The 19,079-nt window shown below is 66.8% G+C and carries 19 protein-coding genes; 15 read left to right on the forward strand and 4 right to left on the reverse strand.

Annotated features, from left to right (window positions below; all coding sequences use genetic code 11):
• The coding region (locus tag ATM97_RS03255; protein WP_374104823.1) for a hypothetical protein at positions 1-228 on the reverse strand (228 nt) is incomplete at its 3' end.
• A gap of 137 nt (positions 229-365) precedes the next feature.
• Between ATM97_RS03255 and ATM97_RS03260 the strand changes: the two genes are divergently transcribed.
• The 4 genes from ATM97_RS03260 (at position 366) to ATM97_RS03275 (ending at position 5,819) form a co-directional block, all read left to right on the forward strand.
• Positions 366-914, forward strand: a complete 549-nt coding sequence (locus ATM97_RS03260) for a lipocalin family protein (protein WP_218716455.1) — start codon at positions 366-368, stop codon at positions 912-914.
• Positions 911-2,233 (forward strand): deoxyribodipyrimidine photo-lyase, encoded by a 1,323-nt coding sequence (locus ATM97_RS03265; RefSeq protein ID WP_218716431.1) that lies wholly within the window; start codon positions 911-913, stop codon positions 2,231-2,233. Before ATM97_RS03260 ends, ATM97_RS03265 begins: the two co-directional genes overlap by 4 nt.
• 89 nt (positions 2,234-2,322) lie before the next feature.
• Complete coding sequence (locus ATM97_RS03270) at positions 2,323-3,744, forward strand: WGR domain-containing protein (protein WP_218716432.1); 1,422 nt, start codon at positions 2,323-2,325, stop codon at positions 3,742-3,744.
• 113 nt (positions 3,745-3,857) lie between these two features.
• Positions 3,858-5,819, forward strand: a complete 1,962-nt coding sequence (locus tag ATM97_RS03275; RefSeq protein WP_218716433.1) for a UvrD-helicase domain-containing protein — start codon at positions 3,858-3,860, stop codon at positions 5,817-5,819.
• Between the two features lie 124 nt (positions 5,820-5,943).
• On the opposite strand, the gene ATM97_RS03280 is transcribed toward ATM97_RS03275, so the two are convergent.
• Together ATM97_RS03280 and ATM97_RS03285 are read right to left on the reverse strand one after the other, a co-directional pair.
• Complete coding sequence (locus tag ATM97_RS03280) at positions 5,944-6,678, reverse strand: SDR family oxidoreductase (protein WP_218716434.1); 735 nt, start codon at positions 6,676-6,678, stop codon at positions 5,944-5,946.
• A 187-nt stretch (positions 6,679-6,865) separates the two neighbouring features.
• Positions 6,866-7,411: a hypothetical protein gene (locus tag ATM97_RS03285; RefSeq protein ID WP_218716435.1), complete on the reverse strand. Its 546-nt coding sequence runs from the start codon at positions 7,409-7,411 to the stop codon at positions 6,866-6,868.
• A 279-nt stretch (positions 7,412-7,690) separates the two neighbouring features.
• On the opposite strand from ATM97_RS03285, the gene ATM97_RS03290 reads away from it, so the two are divergent.
• Together ATM97_RS03290 and ATM97_RS03295 are read left to right on the forward strand one after the other, a co-directional pair.
• Positions 7,691-8,788, forward strand: coding sequence for a sialidase family protein (locus ATM97_RS03290; RefSeq protein ID WP_218716436.1), 1,098 nt, complete (start codon positions 7,691-7,693; stop codon positions 8,786-8,788).
• Between the two features lie 3 nt (positions 8,789-8,791).
• Entirely contained in the window at positions 8,792-9,064 is a 273-nt protein-coding gene (locus ATM97_RS03295) for a MoaD/ThiS family protein (protein ID WP_218716437.1), read from the forward strand.
• A 3-nt stretch (positions 9,065-9,067) separates the two neighbouring features.
• On the opposite strand, the gene ATM97_RS03300 is transcribed toward ATM97_RS03295, so the two are convergent.
• Positions 9,068-9,223, reverse strand: coding sequence for a hypothetical protein (locus ATM97_RS03300; RefSeq protein WP_218716438.1), 156 nt, complete (start codon positions 9,221-9,223; stop codon positions 9,068-9,070).
• A gap of 141 nt (positions 9,224-9,364) precedes the next feature.
• Between ATM97_RS03300 and ATM97_RS03305 the strand changes: the two genes are divergently transcribed.
• The 9 genes from ATM97_RS03305 (at position 9,365) to ATM97_RS03345 (ending at position 19,040) form a co-directional block, all read left to right on the forward strand.
• A complete protein-coding gene (locus ATM97_RS03305; protein WP_218716439.1) occupies positions 9,365-11,197 on the forward strand; it encodes a PQQ-binding-like beta-propeller repeat protein in 1,833 nt (610 codons plus the stop codon).
• Between the two features lie 129 nt (positions 11,198-11,326).
• Positions 11,327-11,542 (forward strand): hypothetical protein, encoded by a 216-nt coding sequence (locus tag ATM97_RS03310; RefSeq protein ID WP_218716440.1) that lies wholly within the window; start codon positions 11,327-11,329, stop codon positions 11,540-11,542.
• Positions 11,539-12,789, forward strand: a complete 1,251-nt coding sequence (locus ATM97_RS03315) for a hypothetical protein (protein ID WP_218716441.1) — start codon at positions 11,539-11,541, stop codon at positions 12,787-12,789. Before ATM97_RS03310 ends, ATM97_RS03315 begins: the two co-directional genes overlap by 4 nt.
• Before the next feature lie 119 nt (positions 12,790-12,908).
• A complete protein-coding gene (locus ATM97_RS03320) occupies positions 12,909-13,157 on the forward strand; it encodes a hypothetical protein (RefSeq protein ID WP_218716442.1) in 249 nt (82 codons plus the stop codon).
• Complete coding sequence (locus ATM97_RS03325) at positions 13,157-14,947, forward strand: M91 family zinc metallopeptidase (protein WP_218716443.1); 1,791 nt, start codon at positions 13,157-13,159, stop codon at positions 14,945-14,947. The genes ATM97_RS03320 and ATM97_RS03325 overlap by 1 nt, the downstream gene beginning before the upstream one ends.
• Before the next feature lie 209 nt (positions 14,948-15,156).
• On the forward strand, positions 15,157-15,654 hold the full coding sequence (locus tag ATM97_RS03330; protein WP_218716444.1) for a hypothetical protein: 498 nt from the start codon (positions 15,157-15,159) through the stop codon (positions 15,652-15,654).
• Between the two features lie 1,211 nt (positions 15,655-16,865).
• Entirely contained in the window at positions 16,866-17,981 is a 1,116-nt protein-coding gene (locus ATM97_RS03335; RefSeq protein ID WP_218716445.1) for a type VII secretion target, read from the forward strand.
• Positions 17,965-18,615 (forward strand): hypothetical protein, encoded by a 651-nt coding sequence (locus ATM97_RS03340; RefSeq protein WP_218716446.1) that lies wholly within the window; start codon positions 17,965-17,967, stop codon positions 18,613-18,615. The genes ATM97_RS03335 and ATM97_RS03340 overlap by 17 nt, the downstream gene beginning before the upstream one ends.
• Positions 18,612-19,040 carry a hypothetical protein gene (locus tag ATM97_RS03345; RefSeq protein ID WP_218716447.1) on the forward strand — a complete coding sequence of 143 codons (429 nt, stop codon included), beginning with the start codon at positions 18,612-18,614 and terminating at the stop codon, positions 19,038-19,040. The genes ATM97_RS03340 and ATM97_RS03345 overlap by 4 nt, the downstream gene beginning before the upstream one ends.
• Positions 19,041-19,079: the final 39 nt, after the last annotated feature.

Genomic DNA, 19,079 nt, shown 5'->3' on the forward strand with positions numbered 1-19,079 from the left:
GATCCGCACGCCCGCGGCGGCCCGCGCGACGCGGGCGTCCGGCGCGAGCACCATGGCCGCGCCGGAGATCGCGTCCCGGCAGCCGACCATGCGCGCCAGCGCCCGGCTGCCCGGCCGGTCGGTCTCGAATCCACACGGACCCAGCAGCACCTCGGGGCGAACGGCCACACTCGCGCCGTAGGCGGCGGTCGCCAGGCCGAGCAGACGGAACGGCCACTCCCGTGTCATCGACAACTCCTCTCGCCGGGTGAATCAATTATGCATCGTTTCTTGATAGTCTGTCAGTACCAACAATCCGAGGAGTTCTCGTGCGCATCGCCCATTCCTCCGTTCCGCTCCGCCTCCCGCTGCTCGCCTGCGCGGCGATGGCCGCCGTGGCGCTGGCACCGGCCACCGCGTCCGCCGCGCCCCCGGCGCCGGTGCCGTCGCTCGATGTCGAGCGCTATCTGGGCGTCTGGCACCAGCTGGCCGCGGTCCCGGCCCCGTTCAGCCTCGATTGCGCCGGCGACACCACCGCCACCTACACCCTTGACGACGCCGGTGACGTCGGCGTCTACAACCGCTGCCGTACCTGGTCGGGCGGCACCAACGAGATCCGGGGCACCGCGACGGTGACCGATCCCGTCACCAACGCCCAGCTGCATGTCTCCTTCCCCGGCGTGCCCGGCCAGGATCAGCGCACCGGCGCCCCCAACTACATCGTCACGGCCCTCGGCCCGGACTACTCCTGGGCGGTCGTCACCGATCCCAGCCGCCTGTCCGGCTTCGTCCTGTCACGCACCCCCGCCGTCGACGCCGCCACCTGGAACGACATCGACGCCGCGATCGTGGCCGCCGGCCAGAACACCTGTGTCTACCTGACCACGCCGACCGCGGGCGGCCGCTCCGACATCACCCCGCTGTGCGCCCGATGACCGTCTCGATCGCGCTGTTCACCCGTGACCTGCGCACCGCCGACAACCCGGTCCTCACCGCCGCGCACCGCGACAGCGATGCCGTCGTCCCGCTGTTCGTCGTCGACGACGGCATCGTCCCGGACCGCTGCCCGCCCAATCGCGCCGTCTTCCTCGCCACCGCGCTGGCCGAACTCGACGAGCGCCTGCGCGGGATCGGCGGGCGCCTGGTGGTCCGGCGGGGCGAGGTGACCGATGTCGTGGCCCGGATCGCCGCCGAGACCGGCGCGAGCGCGGTGCATCTGGCCGAGGACGTCAGCGCCTACGCCACCCGCCGCGAACAGGCCCTGCGGGACCGCCTCGCCGGCACGGACTGCGCCGTGCGCACCCACAGCGCGGTCGTCACCGCGGCCGATCCCGCCGTCCTCACCCCCGCGACCGGCCGTGACCACTACGCGGTGTTCACCCCCTACTTCCGGCGCTGGGTCGACGCTCACCAGCGCCACCCGCTGGGCACCCCGCGCGCGCTGTCCGTTCCCGACGTGGCCGGCGACGCTCTGCCTGCGCCCGGCGACCTGTCGGCCGGCGAGCCGTCCCCGAACTGCCCGCGTGGTGGCGAGATCAGCGGCCGGGTGCTGCTGCGCAAATGGCTCGCGGGCCCGATCCAGGACTACGCCGACCGCAACGACGACCTCGCCGCCGATGCCACCTCCCACCTCTCCCCGCACCTGCATTTCGGCTGCCTGTCGCCGGTCGAGATCGTCCACCGCACCGACCTGTCCGACCCCGGCGGTCACGCCTTCGCCCGCCAGCTCGCCTGGCGCGACTTCCACCACCAGCTCCTGGCGGCGCGCCCCGACACCGCCTGGACCAGCTACCGTCCCGGCCCGTTCGCCGTGCGCACCGACCCCGACGCCGTCGCCGCCTGGAAGGACGGCCGCACCGGCTACCCGATCATCGACGCCGCCATGCGCCAGCTCGTCACCGACGGCTGGCTCCCCGGCCGCGCCCGCCTGATCACCGCCTCCTTCTTCGCCAAATCCCTGCGCCTGGACTGGCGCATCGGCGCGGCCCACTTCCTGCACTGGCTCGTCGACGCCGACCTGGCCAACAACCAGCTCAACTGGCAGTGGGCCGCGGGCACCGGCACCGACACCCGCCCCAACCGCGTCCTCAACCCCCTGCGCCAAGCCGACCGCTACGACCCCGACGGCACCTACGTCCGCACCTGGCTCCCCGAACTTGCCCACCTCGACGGCCCCACCATCCACCGCCCCTGGCGCGCCGAGATCCCCCACTCCGTCTATCCCCCACCGCTCCTCGACGTCGCGGGCATGTGACCTGCGCGGACTCCACCCGCCCCGCCGATGTCGGTGTGCCTTGCTAGTTTTCGCTCGTTCGACCCACCGCACGAGCTCAGCGAGGATCCATGACGACCGCCGAAACCACCTACCTGGAACTGTCCGACGACACCGGTTCCTCGCACAAGTTCTACGAGGTGATCGTCACCGGCACCCAGGTGAACATTCGCTTCGGCCGGATCGGCGAACAGGGTCAGTCCAAGGCGAGCTCGTTCGCCACCGCGGAGAAGGCGAAGTCGGCCGCGCAGAAGAAGATCGGCGAGAAGGTCCGCAAGGGCTACGCGCCCGCCGTCATGGGCGCGCGCGAGCGTCGCTCGGTGACCCGCCGCGTGATCACCAGCCAGCGTTCCACCGCCAAGAGCGCTCCGGTCCTGTGGCGCTTCGACTCCGGCGCCGCCGCGTTCGGCATCTTCGTCGACGAGCAGCGCTGCTGGGTCGGCAACGAGAACGGCGAGGTCTACACCCTCACCCCCGACGGCGTCGTGACCAACCGCTACCAGCTCCCCGACGGCGTGAAATGCCTGGTGGCCGACGACTTCTGGATCTACGCCGGCTGCGACGACGGCCGCGTCTACGACCTGTCGGGCAAGGTCCCGCGCGCCGCCTACGACGTCTCGGCCACCGACGTCTACTGGCTCGACATCCACGACGGCATCCTCGCCGCCTCCGACGCCGCGGGCGGCCTGACCGTGATCGACCACGAAGAGGAATCCCTCTGGTCGGCGCGCAGTACCGGCAACTCCGGCTGGATGGTCCGCCTCGACCCCACCGGCGTCTACCACGGCCACAGCGCGGGCGTCACCAAGTACACCTTGGAAACCGGTGCCACCCAATGGCATTCGCCTACCCGGGGCTCGGTCCTGTTCGGCTGGCAGGAGACCTCCGACGTCTACGCGGGCACCTCGGCCAACCGCGTCGAGGAGATCACCAAGCAGGGCGTCACCACCCGCGCCTACCAGTGCGACGCCGCCGTCTTCTCCTGCGCCGCCTCCCCCGACGGCCGCTACGTCTTCGCCGGCGACTCGCACTCCTCGGTCTACTGCTTCGACGCCACCGGCACCCGCCGGTGGAAGCTGGCCACCGGCTGCGGCTCGGCCTACTCCATGCAGTACCACGACGACAAGCTGTACCTGGTCACCACGTCCGGGGCGCTGGCCTGCCTCGACGTGAGCGAGTCCGCCGTCCGCGACGCCGACCAGGGCGTGCTCCCCAGCACCGTCTCGGTCAAGGCCCCCGAGATCTCCGCCGTCCCCGCCTCCAGCACCCTCGAGGTCACCACCGACGCCGGCACCGGCATCGTCGTCGAATGCGTCGAACACGGCGGCTCCCTGCGCGTCCACGTCGTCAGCCCCGGCTACGAACGCGGCTGGAACGTCCAGTTCCCCCGCGACATCCGCCAGGCGGGCACCCGCTACGTCGTCGACGCCGTCACCGAATCCGCCCGCGGCGGCTTCTACCGCGTCCGCGGCGACATTCGCCGCCTGAGCTGACCGGCAGTCCGGCCGAACGCCGCTCCCTCGATGACCGGATTCCTTGTCTGACATGAAGTATCTTGTCAGACAAGGCATTACGACCTAATGCCACGGACCGCATCGGGGGGATCATGTCCGACATCAGCAGGCATCGCCGCGCCCACTGGGCGGAGCAGCAGCTCGCCGCGCATCCGCAGCTCACCGCATCGCAACGTCGCTTCCTCTCCGCCATCCTGATCGAACCGCGATGGCATCTCTTGCTCGACACGACACCGCCCACGCCGGACCGGGCGGCGGCATTCGCGATCGGCCGGTCCGGAGTGTTCGCGCTGGTCTTCACCGATACGGTGCCGGCCGACCAGGTCGTTCGCAAAATCCGCCGCACCGCCGAGGAGATGTTCGCGAACTTGCTGTTCGACCGTGCGCAGTTCGTCCCGCACACCCTCGAACTGGTGCTGCTCATGCGACGGCGGGTGCCCACGGAGGCACACGATCCTTTCCTCACCGCCGATGAAGCCACGATCCGTGACACCCTGCTGACGCGTGAACGATTGCTGTCGCCGAGTCGGGCCGCGACCATCGCGGCCACGGTCGCCACCCGGGTGGGCGCGAGCTTCACCTCGATCAGCACCGACGACGCACCGACACCGGAAATTGTCGCCACGGATGGCTTGTTCGACAGCGCGGATCTGGACAACGACACCCGGTCCGCCTCTCTGACCCGGCCGTTTCGCGAGTGGATCACTTTCCTCGACCCCGAACAGCTCGCCCTCGTCCACGCCAATTTCACCGGGCCCGCGCGGTTCAGCGGCCCGGCAGGCACGGGTAAATCCGTGGTGGCGCTGCACCGCATGGCCCATTTCGCCAAGCGGAACCCAGGTCGGCTGCTGTTCACGAGCTTCGTCCGCACGCTGCCCACCTATCACCGGTCCGGGTTCGCGCGGATCGCACCGACCGTGGTCGACCGCACCGAGTTCATCGGCCTGCACGCGTGGGCGACCGGATTCCTCAAATCCCGCAAGGTCACCTTCCACCTCGACGTCGACGCGGCCGACGACGCCATGGCCCGAACGTGGATGGGTGTCCGTCACCGGCTCGACGGCTACGCGGGGACCGATTTCACCTACTGGGAAGAGGAGATCAAACGAGTCATCAAGGGTCGCGGCCTGACCACGCTCGACGAATACCGCGCCATCGAACGATCCGGTCGCGACGGGTTGCGCCTCACCGGCCGCCAACGGGAATACGTCTGGGACAACCTGTTTCTGCCCTATCAGCAAAGACTGGCGGACAAACAGACCCACGACTTCAACGACGTCATCGCGCTGGCCACCGATGAACTCCGGCAGAGCCCGTTCGACGACGACGAGCGCTACTCGATGGTGGTCGTCGACGAGGTGCAGGACTGCACGCTGATGGAGCTCCGGTTGGTCCACCGCATCGCCGGAGGCACAGACACCGACCAGCTCCTCCTGGTCGGCGACGGACAGCAGCAGGTCTATCCAGGTGGTTGGCGGCTCTCCGATGCCGGGATCCCGCTGGCAGGTGGCCGCGGCCGGGTGCTGCGCACGAACTACCGGAATCGTGCCGCCGTGCTGGATCTGGCCAAGAAGCTCGAGGCGGGCAATACGGTCGACGACCTGGACGGCGGGCGCGGATTCGTCCTGCGCGACAGCGACGGGACGCTGCCCGACGGCGCGGCCGTGAAAGTCCGTCTACGCCGCGACGAACTCGATGCCGCCTTCCTGCACGCCGTCCGAGACTGTGGTGTCCCCACGGGCGAGATCGCCGTGATCGTGGACACGCACCGGGATGCCAAGCACTGTCGCGACCTTCTCCACGCGGCCGGCCTGCCGACGATGGCGCTCGACGACTACAACGGCACTCAGCTCGCCGAGATCAAGATCGGCACCGTGCACCGCGCCAAGGGCATGGACTTCGCCGCCGTCTTCCACATCACCACCGAACCGGCGACCTTCGCGACCGTCCGGGGCGCCACCCGTGATCGGGCGGAACTCGCCGCACGGCAGAAGCTCGTGGCCGTCACCCGAGCACGCGACTACGCGTGGCTGGCCTACATCACCGATCAGTGACCTGGTGTCGGGGTCGGCGACACAGCCCGTCGCCGACCCCGACTACCCGTCATGGTCGGTTCGTGCCCCACGGATCGGCCCGTGGGGCTGAGTCCGAATCACCCGGTACGGACCTCGTCCTCGTTCAGAAACTCTTGTGCGGCACCCCGACCGTGAGCCCACCGTCGACCACGAATTCCGCACCGGTCGAATACGACGACTCGTCCGACGCGAGATACGCGACCAACGCCGACACCTCGTCCGGCTCGGCCGCCCGCTTCACCGGAATCTGCAGGAAGTCCGCCGGAATCCCCTCGGTCATCGGCGTGCTGATCAGCCCGGGATGCACCGAGTTCACCCGGATTCCCTGCGCCGCCAGCTCCAGAGCCGCCGACTTGGTGAGTCCGCGCACCGCGAACTTCGTCGCCGTGTACCCGTGCAGACCCGGGCTGCCGCGCATCCCCTCGACCGAGGAGATGTTCACGATCGACCCGCCGCTCGTCATCGCGGGCACCGCGGCCTGCATCCCGAGGAACGTCCCGGTCAGGTTGATGTCGATGATCCGCTGCCACTCCTCCAGCGCGAAGTCGACCAGCAGATTCCCGTTGACGATCCCCGCGTTGTTCACCAGCACGTGCAGTCCACCGAAGGTCTCGACCGCCGCCGCCACGACCGCGGCCCACTGCTCGGGTTCGCGCACATCGAGGTGCCGGTAGATCGCGGCATCGCCGAGCTCCTTGGCGACGACGGCGCCTTCGTCGTCGAGCACGTCACCGAGCACCACCGACGCGCCCTCGGCGACGAACCGGCGCGCGTGCGCCGCGCCCATCCCCCGCGCTCCGCCGCTGATCACCGCGACTTTGCCGGCCAACCGTCCCATGTCCACATTCCTCTCACCAGAACTGAGCCACTCTCACCGTAGGAGCGTGGACCCGTTCCGCGTGGGGATATGCCTAAATGAAAGGTGAGTCGATCCGACGAAATACCGACACGGCCCGCTCGCCGCACCGGGTTTCAGCCCTGGCCGATGCGCCACTACGCCCCTGCGGCCGGATGATTCGCCGTGATCAGCAGGTGAGGTTGGCCGCGCCGTACGAGGAGAACGACACGTGCACGTGGTCGTAGTGGTTCTGGGTCGGGCTGCCCCGGTCCTCCATGTAGGACCAGCCGCCGCCGTCGTTGTAGCGCTGCTGCCAGATCACATAGGTGACGCCGAAGCGCGCCTTGTTGGCCAGCACGAACGCGGCGATCGCGTCACCCTGCGCGGGGTTGGAGGTCATGATGTCGAGCGCGAGACCCGCGCCGTGGTCACCGTCGAATCGCCCGTTGGCGCCGCCGATGTCGTCGAGCCCGAACATCTTCTGCACCATGTGGCTGACCTGCGCGACGTGGGGCTGGGTGCCCTTCCACTCCGTCGAGCACAGGTACTTCAGCTTCGAGGCCGACAGCGTCGCCGACTCGTCGTCCGCCGCGACCGGCGCCGGCGCGATGGTCGGTTCGTCGTGGGTCAGCGCGGGCAGGACGTCGACCTCGACCGCGGACGGCGTGTGCGGCACGACGGCCGCGACCTGCTGTACTTCGGTTCCACCCGGCCGGAACGCCATCCAGAGCATGCCGGGAACCGTTGCTGCGAGGCTGCACACAGCCAACGACATGCGCCCCGTCGGAGGAGCGGGGGTGCGATGTTGACCAGGCACTTTATCAATCACCAGCTACTGTCGAGAACAAGGTCACTGCCAGATTACGAAATGGTCGCGAAAAAGTCACGCTCGTGCGACGGGTTGCGCACGATCGGACCAGTATCCCTCACCGATCGCGATCATGCGGCCCTTACGTCCCCGCGGAGTACGCTCATTTTCATCCGCGTCGGTGAGACGACCTGGAGGTCGGCGATGGACGTACTTCTCGGAATCGGCACGCGCAAGGGATTGTTCCTGGCCCGCAGCTCGGACGACCGGGCGAGCTGGACGGTGAGCCCGCCCCAATTCCCGGTCGCCGATGTGAAAGCCCTGGCCATCGACACCCGCCGCACGCCACCACGTCTGCTCGCGGGTGTCCTCAACAGCCACTTCGGCCCGACGCTGGTCTCCAGCGACGACCTCGGCGCGACCTGGACCGAACCCGACGACGCCCCACTGGCCTTCCCCGCCGACACCGACGCCGCACTCGAGGGTGTCTGGCAGATCGCACCCGCCACCGCCGCCGAACCCGAGGTGGTCTACGCGGGCGTCGAACCGTCGGCGCTGTTCCGTTCCACCGACGGCGGAAGGACTTTCACGCTGGTCAGAGGCCTGTGGGACCATCCCCACCGGCCGCAGTGGGCGCCGGGCGGCGGCGGTCTCGCACTGCACACCGTCCTTCCCCACCCCACCGACACCCAGCGCCTGGCCGTGGCCATGTCGACCGGCGGCGTCTACCAGACCGCCGACGGCGGCGCCTCCTGGACACCGACCAACAAGGGCGTCACCGCCGACTTCATGCCCGGCGAGCTGCCCGAATGGGGCCAGTGCGTGCACAAGGTCGCCCGCGACGCCGAAACCCCCAGCACCCTCTACCTCCAGAACCACGGCGGCGTCTTCCGCAGCACCGACGACGGCACCACCTGGCAGTCCATCGACGCCGACCTCCCCCCGTCGAACTTCGGCTTCCCCATCGTCGCCCACCCCCGCCGCCCCGGCGTCATCTACACCTTCCCCCTCGTCGCCGACATGGACCGCTTCCGCTTCCCACCCGACGCCACCTGCGCGGTCTACCGCAGCGACGACGCGGGCCGCACCTGGACCGCGACAACGAACGGCCTACCGACGGTGCCCTTCTGGGCCTCCGTCCTGCGCGACGCCATGACCACCGACGACGCCGACCCCACCGGCATCTACTTCGGCACCCGCAACGGCGAGGTCTACTGCAGCCCCGACGAAGGCGACCACTGGCACCTCGTCGCCGACAAACTCCCCGACGTCCTCTGCGTCCGCGCCGCCGTCATCGGCTGACCCATGGCCCGCGTCCTGCTCCCCTCCGCCCTGCGCCCCTACGCGAACGGCGCGCGCGAACTCGACATCGACGGCCCCACCCTCGGCCACGTCCTCGACACCCTCCGCGACCGGTCCCCCGCCCTGGAACGCCGCCTCCGCGACGAACGCGGCACCCTGCGCCGCTACGTCAACTTCTACATCGACGGCGACGAATGCCGCACCTTGCACGGCGTGGACACCCCACTGACCACCACCACCGAACTGATGATCATCCCCGCCGTCGCCGGCGGCTGACCCTCACAACCCGTACTTGCGCACGAACTCCTCGGTGAGATCCACCGAGGGAACCCCCTGATCCACACCCCGCGTCTCGATCGTCGTCTCTTCGATGAGCTCCGAAGGCTCCGGCGGAAGTTCCCGCCACCTCGCCCGCGGATCATGCTGCTCGGACATCTCAGCTCCCCTCGTCCCCCTCCAGAGTAAACGGAAGTGGTTACCGCCGTCGGCCGTCGAGACGCGCGGGCTTGGTAGCCCGCGACTACGCTACTTCCCTGCCGGAGACACATCGGTCACTGACAAGGGGAGTTCAGTTCCATGGGGGATCTACACAGCACCACGCCGGACGACCGCCCAACCGCGACGCTCCCCACCCTGGAGCGTCCACTCGGCCGCCTGCCCCGCACCCGCGCGACAGCCGCCGCGACCGGCACCGGCCTGCTGATCGGCGGTGTCCTCCTCGCCCTCTACAGCTGGTTCGGCGCCACCACACGCCCCGTGAGCACGACGCTGGCCCAGTCCGCGCAGTTCGCCGCCGTCGCCGGCGTGCTCGGCACCGTCGTGCTCGCGATCGTCGTCGCCGCGTGGTTCACCGGACGGCGACGCAGGATCGATCTGTGGAACAGCCAGCACGCCTGGGAACTTCGCGCCAGCGGTGCGGTCGTGCTGGTGCTCTTGATCCTCGTCGGCATGTCCTGGAGTCGGCATCTGCCCAGCAGCTTCTCGGAGATCCGCGCGGACTATCCCTACTTCGACCAACTCCCCACGGCAGTCGGCGCGATCGCGCTCGTGGGCGTAGGCGCGATTCTCGCCCTGCTGCTCACGATTCACATGGGTCTGGCCAGAACCGTCAGCCGCCGCATTCTCTCGATCGCCGTCACCGCCGGGTTGGCGGTATCGACCGCCGTCGCAGTCACCGCCGTACGCGCGGGCGACGACAGCGCCAACATCGACCACCTGACGGTCGCCGAGGCTCCGATCGCCCCGGTTCCCGGCCGGATCACGGCCGAGGCGTATCGCCTCCAACTGCCCCCGACCAACGAACGACGGGAGTCCACTGGCCGCCAAGTACTCGCGGCGGGAACGGGATTCGTCGTCGTGAGCATCGACGGCGTGCGCGCCTACGACGGCGCGACCGGCGGACCACGCTGGCACTATCTGCGCCGACCGCAGTCCGGCCATCGCGTCATGTGGCCCGATTCGGGCGCCGCGTTCACGACGGCCGACCGCTCGGTCCTGATCACCCGCTGGTTCGCCGAAGACACCACGACACGTATCGCTTTCGACGCCGTGACCGGCCGGCTCCTCTGGACCTCCGCAGACCACAACGACTACACGGCCGACTATCCCGACGTTGCCCGCAGGGTGATCAGTGCAACCACCGCCACCGACCTCCTGGTCGAAACCGACGACGCAGTCACGGGATACGACGCCCGCACCGCCGCCCGGCGCTGGACGGTCGCTCTCCCCACCGCCGGCTGCACCCCGGACCAGGGGAAGACGCTGGCGTCGGACCGAGCCGTGTACCGGCTGTACCGCTGCGGTGAATCGACCCGTCGTCTCTTCGCGATCGACACCACCACAGGCACGCTGGTCGGATCCCGCGATATCTCCACCCGCAACAGTCCCTCGGCCTCACTGCTCGAGAACACGTTGCGAATCAGCTGGTACCAGCACGAGGACCAGGGCAATTACTACCTACTCGTCGACCGCGCCGACCGAATATCGACTGCCCCGATCCGTACCGCAGGCAGCCCCTTCGCCGCCGACCCCAACGGTCCGGAGGTGCTGGTCGCGATGCCGGAGCCCGAAGGCCCACAGCACAGCAAATACGCCGGGATGACGACAACCGACAGCATCGACCTCCGACGGATACCCGGCATGACACCGGGATACGAAGGCATCGACGGCGACTACTTCTACTTTCTCGCCGACGAATTCGTCGATCTGAACTTCGGTGGCTCCACCCACGAACTGTCGATCCGGGACCGCCGAACCCTGCTTCCCACCAGCACGATTCCCATCACCAACCCCTGCCGCCCCGGCCTCGCCCAGCCCACGCTGATGCGCGCCTCGTCAGCCGTCCTGGTCGTGTGCCAGAACAACGAGGCGATCGGCGACGCCACCCTCGACATCATCGGCTTCCGATAACAGTCCAGCCCCGACGCCGACGCACCCTCCCATATCCGACAGTGATCCTCGCCGCCGAAGAAGCGGCGGCGATCACCCACAGCTATCGTGTAATCGCCACTGCCACAACACCATCGAAGGAGCCCGACGGTGCCGGACCGCCTCGACCAGCTGACCGCGACCCTCGGAGCCCCTCCCCCGGCGGAGTTCGCGACCCTCGATGCCGACGACCTCACCCGCCTCCACGGTCTCACCGAATCGGCACTGGCCGCCCGCAAGGCCGCCATGGACGACGCCCTCGGCGCGGGAATGCACCTGATCCCCCGACTGGCCCGCCCCGCCGTCCGAAAGGTCCTAGGACTATGAGCAGCATGCGGCACACCCTGGCCGAGATCGCGAAACTGGCCCGCGTCCTCGACGTCGACCCCGCCGAACTGAACTTCCTGACCACCCGATCCCCTTCGGCGATCAAGGCTTTCCGCGACCAGGTCAGCGACGAGATGTCCGGCCGCGACGTCCTGCGCATGCAACGCGTCGCCGCCGCGGTGAAACTGGTCCCCAAGCCGATCGCCGCGCTCGTCGCCGAAAAGGCACTCGGCCCCGCCCTGGCCGCCGCCGTCGCCGGCGCGGTCGAACCGGCCCGCGCGGTCGGGATCGCCGAATCCCTGTCCCCCAAGTTCCTCGCCGACGCCACCGTCCTGCTCGACCCGAAACGCGCCGCCGAAGTCATCGCCCGCGTCCCCGACACCATGGCCGCCGAGGTAGCCAAGGAACTCATCGCCCGCGGCGACTACCTCACCATGGGCCGCCTGGCCGGCGCCATGCCCGACTCCATCCTGTTCGCCGCCCTCCCCCAAGCCACCGACAGCGACATCCTCCAGGTCGGCCTCCATCTGGAAGACAGCTCCCAGGCCGAACGCCTCCTGAACATGGTCACCGACCGCGTCCCCGGCATGGTCACCACCATGTACGCCGAGGAGAAATGGGCCGACGCCATCTCCCTCCTCGACCTCATCGGCCCCGAGGAACGCGCCCGCATGGCCGACATCGTCGCCGAACAAGACGACGAAATCCTCGACGGCCTCCTCACCGCCGTCACCGAACTCGACGCCTGGGACGCCCTCCTCCCCGTCGCCGCCGGCATGGCCATCACCGGCTTGCAACGCCTGGCCCAGCGCCCGGTCATGCACGACCCCGCCACCCTGACCCGAGTCTCCGACATCTCCCTCGCCCAGGGCCTCTGGCTCGACCTGCTCCCCCTGGTCCCCCACCTCGACCACAACCAGCAACGCTGCATCGCCCAACGAGTCCTCGCCGAAGACGACACCGCCCTTCGCGACCTGATCCTCCTCGCCAGCCCCGCAGCCCCCACCATGCTCCCCCTGGCCCTGATCATCGACGGCGAACCCCGAACCCGCGTCCTCACCCTCCTCGACGGCCTCCCCGAACTCGACTCCCTCGTCGAACTCCTCGGCACCGGCGACGCCACCGCCTGGGAAACCATCGTCGCCGTCAACGACGAACTCCCCGACCGCGTCCGCAAACTCCTGGTTGTGCAGGCCCGTACCTGCGGCCTCGACGAAGTCGCCGCGGCATTGTCGAACGAGTCCTAGACGCCAGCTGTTGACCCCACACCGCTCCCTCACTAGCCTTCCAGCAAGGGGGACACATGAGTGGTACCGGAAATCTGGACCTGCCTGTCGCGGAATTGGTTTCGACTATCCAGCGGCTCGTGACCGAGACCGAGACAGTTCGATACGACTGGAACTCGCTGTCTACCGAGATGCACGGCGCCGAGCCGGGTTGGGGCGGTGAATCGACAACCGCCGCCGCGACCCTCGACGCCGCCTTCGACACTGTCGGATCCGCGCTGCTGACGGTCCTGACCGGGTTCACCGAGGCCGTCATATCCAGCATCGACTCGCTCGCCGCGGTCGACGGCTCGACGGCGGCGGCCCTGACCGCTCAGACGGGCGCCTGATGGCCGCGACCTGGTCCGACGTGATCTCCTGGAACTCCGACACACTGATGACCGCGGTCCGCGCATTGTCCCGCCGCAGCCAATCGGTGCGCGATTTCGAGGGCTACATCGATCGCGCCTCCGCGTTCCCCGACTGGACCGGCGCGACCAAGGATGCCGCGCAACAGAATCTGCTGACGTCGAAGAACGAACTCAGCCGAATCGCCGGAATCGTCGAACCACTCAAACAGGTCGCGATCAACCGTGCCGACACCATGGATCGACTCCGAACACGAGCGACCGATCTCGAAACCTGGTCAACGACAGAAGGATTCGAAATCGCCGCGGACGGGTCGGTGACGGACAGCTGGAAACGCGACGGACGCGACACCGACCTGACCGACTCCGAACGCACCCGACGCACAACGGTGCAATCGGACATCGTCGCCTCGGTCACGGCCATCATCGCCGACGCGAACACCGACGACCAGACCACCGCCGCGGCACTCCGAACCGCCGCCACCGAATTGGGCGGCGGCCTCGACCCGGCGGGGCAACCCGTGGTCGTCACCACCGACAAGACCGTCGTGATCAAGACAGGCGACGGCGACGACGATGTCGACGTCCACGAAGACCCGAACACCCACATCGTGACCGTCACCGTGAACGGCAAGGAGTACAAGTTCGAAGGCCGGCAAGCCCAGAACATCACACTCTTCACCGAAGGCGGCAACGACAAGATCTCCGTCGACGCGGGCACCCAGGTCGGATTGAAGCTCGAAGGCGGCGCGGGAAACGACAAGGTCCAAGGCGGCGGCGGTAAGGACTACATCAACGGAGCCTCCGGCGACGACATCCTCGGCGGCGGCACCGGTGACGACGTCATCTACGGCGGCGAGGGCAACGACACCCTCTTCGGCGGCGACGGCAACGACTACGTCGAAGGCTCGGCCGGTGACGACACCGTCTTCGGCGGTTTCGGCAACGACACCGTCTCGGGCGGCGCCGGCAACGATCGCCTCCAGTCGGGCGGCGGCGACGACAAGGTCTACACCGGCGCCGGTACCGACGCCGTCGGCAACGACGGAGGCAACGACACCATCTACGCCCAGGACGGCGAGGATTCCGTCGGCGCCGCCGGCCAGAACGGCAGCAACAACGTCGTGAACGTGGTGCTCAGCGACATACCCGACAAAGTCACCGTCACCGGATCCCCGGAATTCCAGGATCGCGTACGAGCTGACTTGGAGTTCATGCGGTCATCGCCGATCGGGCAACAGATGCTCGCGAGCCTGGGCGAAACCCCGCACAGCGTCACGATCATCGAAGGAGCGGCCGGATCGGACTCCGCCAGAGCGACAGATCCCGCCGCAGCGGATCTCGGCGCCGACGGCAAACCAGGCGCCGGTACCTCGTCGACGATCACTTACAACCCACGCGGCACATCGTTCTCCGAGGTCAGCTCCGCGTACGCTGGAACGCCGTACGACAACCACCCACCGATCACGACCCTCTACCACGAAGCCGCGCACGCCTACGACGAAACGCATGGCACAATGCGGCCGACGTCCGATGTCTACACCGGCACCGACGCGGTCGACCGCCAGTACCCGAACAAGTACTCGCCCACCGGCGAAGGCATGTTCGAACGCGAACGGGTCGCCGTCGGCCTGACCATCGACCACGACAACGACCCCAGCACACCGGAACAGTTCGCCGACGAGAGCGAGCATCCCTCGGTGCTGACCGAGAACGCACTACGAGACGAACTGGGAATCCCCCGCCGAGAACACTACGCACCCGGGAAGTGATCAGTACTCCCATGAACATACGACGGGTCCTCTTCGCATCGTCGATCCTCGTCCTCACCGGGTGCACCCAAGAGCACATCGACTCGGCTACGCGATACTCGGCGATTCCAACCACCTCGCCACAACCATCGACCACTCCGATCGACGAGAACCGATACCAGTGGTGCGAACCCGCCCCGGCGCAGTGGGACGAAAGACTGGGGCTGACTGTGGACATCACGAAAACCCCAACGGAACTGATCATCCGCTACACCGCGACCAACAACCGAACCAGCCCCGTCTACGCGATCAACCGAATCCAGCAGGACACCGGCTCGGCCGCCCCTCGCGAGAGGCATTTCGTCGTACCCCGCACCGATGATGTCGTCGAGATCAGCCAGCGACAATTCCTGTACCGATCACCGAATTGCCTAGTGCCGAGATCGATCCCGCTCCCGCCCCCACTGGCAACCCGAATCGAACCCGGATCCACTCTGACCGACAGGATTCACGTGCCGCTGCCATTGCGTGTAGTCCACCCGGAAGGACCTTCGGCGACGGAAAACCTGCCGCCTCTGACGGGCCCTCCGTATTCGATCTCGTTCTGCCTCGGCTTCTCGTCGACAGCCGGCCCTGCCCCTCGCGACGTCGACGGCGAATCCCTGTACACCGGCTTGCCCGGCGGGCAGGAGACGATCGCCTGCAGTACCCCTCTCCAACTGCCGTGATTCGCCCGGGCGCCCCGCTCCCCCACGGCATCGTCGTGCGTGCGCGGTGAGATAGGCTGCCACCGGATTGAATTGGGGGATATCGTGTTTCGTCCGTATCACGTTGCCGTACAACACAGCTCGGTCATCACGACCGACCACACCGCCCGTCCGAATGCGGTGACGACATGACCGATCTCATCGTCGACGTCGGCAGCCTGACCGGATTCCACCTGGACCTCGAGGACCCCGAACCAACCTCGCGTCGAACACCACACGACTGCTTCCAGCAGTGACGCTCCCGCCCGGGGCATCCGGGGTAATCGCCACCCTGACACCCGCGTTCGAGAAGTTCCGCGTCGCGATATCGGCAGCGCAACAATCGGACCTGGCGGCCATCGACACACTCCGCACGACCTTGACCACGGCGGCGAACGAGTACGAGTCCACCGACGATGCGACGGCAACCGCGCTGTCAACGACCTCCACGAACGCCCATGGTGGCTCCGGTACAGCAACCGGATCCAGCGCTACCGTGAAACGCTTCGGCGGACTGCAGTTCCCACTCTCCCGGACACCCTGGAGGATGCCTACACATTGCGCGCGGTTGTGGTCAGCGCGATCGAGCAGATAGCCGGATACGACGAAGCATTGAGTGCGGCGATCGGCATGAAGCCCGCCGCAGACTAACTGACACCGCTGGAAGCCGACTGGGAGACGCTGCAGGCTATCGGCCAACGCATCGGCAGCCTCAGCATCAACGACTATGTGGCGTCACAGAACCTCACCGAAGGCACGCGATGGCTGCAGAACAGTTGGCAGGGCGACGCCTCTACCGCCTTCGGATCGAGCACGTCCACCCTGGCGCAGACGGTCACGGGGCGAGTGACGACCTGAACGCCGTGTCGAAGATCGTCGAGAACGGCGGCGCATGTCTCGAGCGCCTGGTCTACAACCAGGCGATAGCCTTGGCCGGCGGAATCATGCAGTCGATGAGCTTCTTCGGCTTCAGTCTCCGATTCGGTGCCCGGCGCTCGTCGATCGTGCACTCGATACGGTTTGAGCCAGCACCACTTCGGATGCGCTCACAGCACCGACATCCGCGATGGCGCACGGGTGGAACCTACTGTACTCTCCAGCCCAGATCGCTGAACTACTAAGGGGGAGTGGGCATCACATGCGATTTGCGATAGCGCATATACACCGCCGGCTATCTCGTCCAGGCCTGGACCATGGCTGAACTATCGGTAGAGTCGACTAAGCTCAACGGCTTCAGGCTGGACTTGCAGGACATCGGTTCGAACTTCTCCGCCAACGCCTCGCGCCTGATGCCCGAGATCCGGCTACCCGAGGGCGTCGCCGGTCTTCTCGCCGAGGTATCGCCGCCACTCGAGCGGTTCCACGTCGCGGTCGAGGCCGCGCAACGCACGGATCAAACCGCTATCCAGGACCTCGCCGACAATCTCTCGACTGCGGCAACCTCCTATCAAGCAACAGACCAGAACAATGCGTACGCCTTGGCGAGCGTCGGAGGAGATAGCCGCTCCGGCGATCAGCTGGGCACTGGCGACAGCGTGCGATACCCGTCGCTGCAACTTCCAGCACTCACCAACACCGACTCTGTCACGTACTCGGTCCGCCAGACCGTGACCTCCGCCATCGAGTCGATCTCGTGCTACGACGCCGCGATCATGGCCGCTGTCGGCGTCCAGCCGGCAGCCGATCTCCTGAAGCCATTGGAGGCCGACTGGGAGTCACTGAAGACCGCCGGCAAGCTGGTCCGGCTGATCGGGATCAACGACTACGTCGCTTCCCAGAACCTTTCCGGCGGTGCGACCTGGCTGCGGAGCAGTTGGTCCGGCAACGCCGCGCAGGCCTTCGAGGCGAGCTCGAGCACGACTGCGATGACGCTGACCAACCGCAGCGACGACATGGAGGCTGTCTGTCAGATAGTCGAGGCCGCCGCCACCTTTCTAGAACGACTCGTCCACAACCAAGCGACGGAACTCAGTGGCGGCCTCGCCAAGTCGATCACGCTGCTCGATTTCACATTCCCGTTGGGAGTTTGGGCTCAAGCATTGGCGGAGCCGATCCAGGAATCGTATCGCTCGACGATCTCCTCCGAGTTGGACGTCCTCATCGCGGCCGCTCGTGCTCGTCAGGACCAGATACGAGACGCGATCGGAAAAGTGTCCCAAGCATTGGAGTACACGTCAGGCCGGGTGCCTCCGGCCTTTGCGCCCGACGATTTCACTGCTCCGGGCTGGGCCATCGCTGACATGGGAACTAGGCGATACGGTTACAGCGACAACGTTTGGTGGGAGAACAGCCTTGCATCCACCGCCTGATCCGCCGAAGAAGAATCCGGCCGCGTATGGATCACGCACTGGAATCGCCGACAAGATCGAAGCCAGGACTTACAAGACCGTCGACGCTTTCTTCGCTCTACAATATTTTCAGGGCGCTGGCTACACCTTCTCAGCGGACCTCTTCAAATTCTACCTGTCGAACCCTGGACCGAACTCCGACTTCACCATAAAATCCGAACATTTCCAAAAAGCGGTGAACACAACGAACGTCCGGGACACCGTCGCGTTGTGTCTCGACGGGATCGTCGAACAGGCGAGACTGGACCCACAGGTCGGTATCCTTCGAGAGCTCACCTCTGACTGGAAGGGCTGCGGACCCACCGAGGATCCAGACGTCGAGTTCGGGATCGGGCACTTCGATGTGTCAGTCGGAAGTGACACAATCGTTCGTTCCAGAGACGACGGTCTATACGCCGAGTTGAGCTATAAGGTGTACATCTGGGATTACTACAACTTTGAAACAAAGAATTGGATTCCATTTGGCAACGTCAAACGAAACCAAGCCAACTCGGTTGGCAATCACATGCGCGAACTCGAAGAATTCGGGTGGGCACGAAGTTTCATAGCACGCGGACAATCCGACACCATACAGACCTGGACACAGAGGCTATGAAACGAAGACTGACCTATGCACTCCTCATCGCCGCGATAGGCGCGCAAATATTTGCACTGACAGCCTGCTCGAGCGAGCGCAAAGACCTCCTATCCCTCGAGACCTGCGGCTCACTCGTGTTCCCAAACAGCGTCAAACTTGTCGAATTCGAGCAGCAGACAGGTTTCGGAGATGAAGTAGTTACCGCTGTGGTAGAAATCCCCGCCAACGAAATCGATGAGTTCAAGACCAAGTCAGGCCTTACCAAATTCATTGCCGGGGTGCCGAAAGATTGGAAGTACCACTGGCGGGATACGAAGAACCTCCCGCTGTTGGAATCGGAACATACCTTTCGCGCCGACGAAGGGCAAACCGCCCTGACCAGGTGGGTCGCCTATACGAGCAAGGACACATCCGAGATCGTCTTCATCCACGCCCTCTGCTAGCACCGCGTCAAGCGATGCCCGCATTGGCCGATGTTGCTT

The sequence above is a fragment of the Nocardia sp. MH4 genome (assembly GCF_019266065.1).
GTDB classification, from domain to species: domain Bacteria; phylum Actinomycetota; class Actinomycetes; order Mycobacteriales; family Mycobacteriaceae; genus Nocardia; species Nocardia canadensis.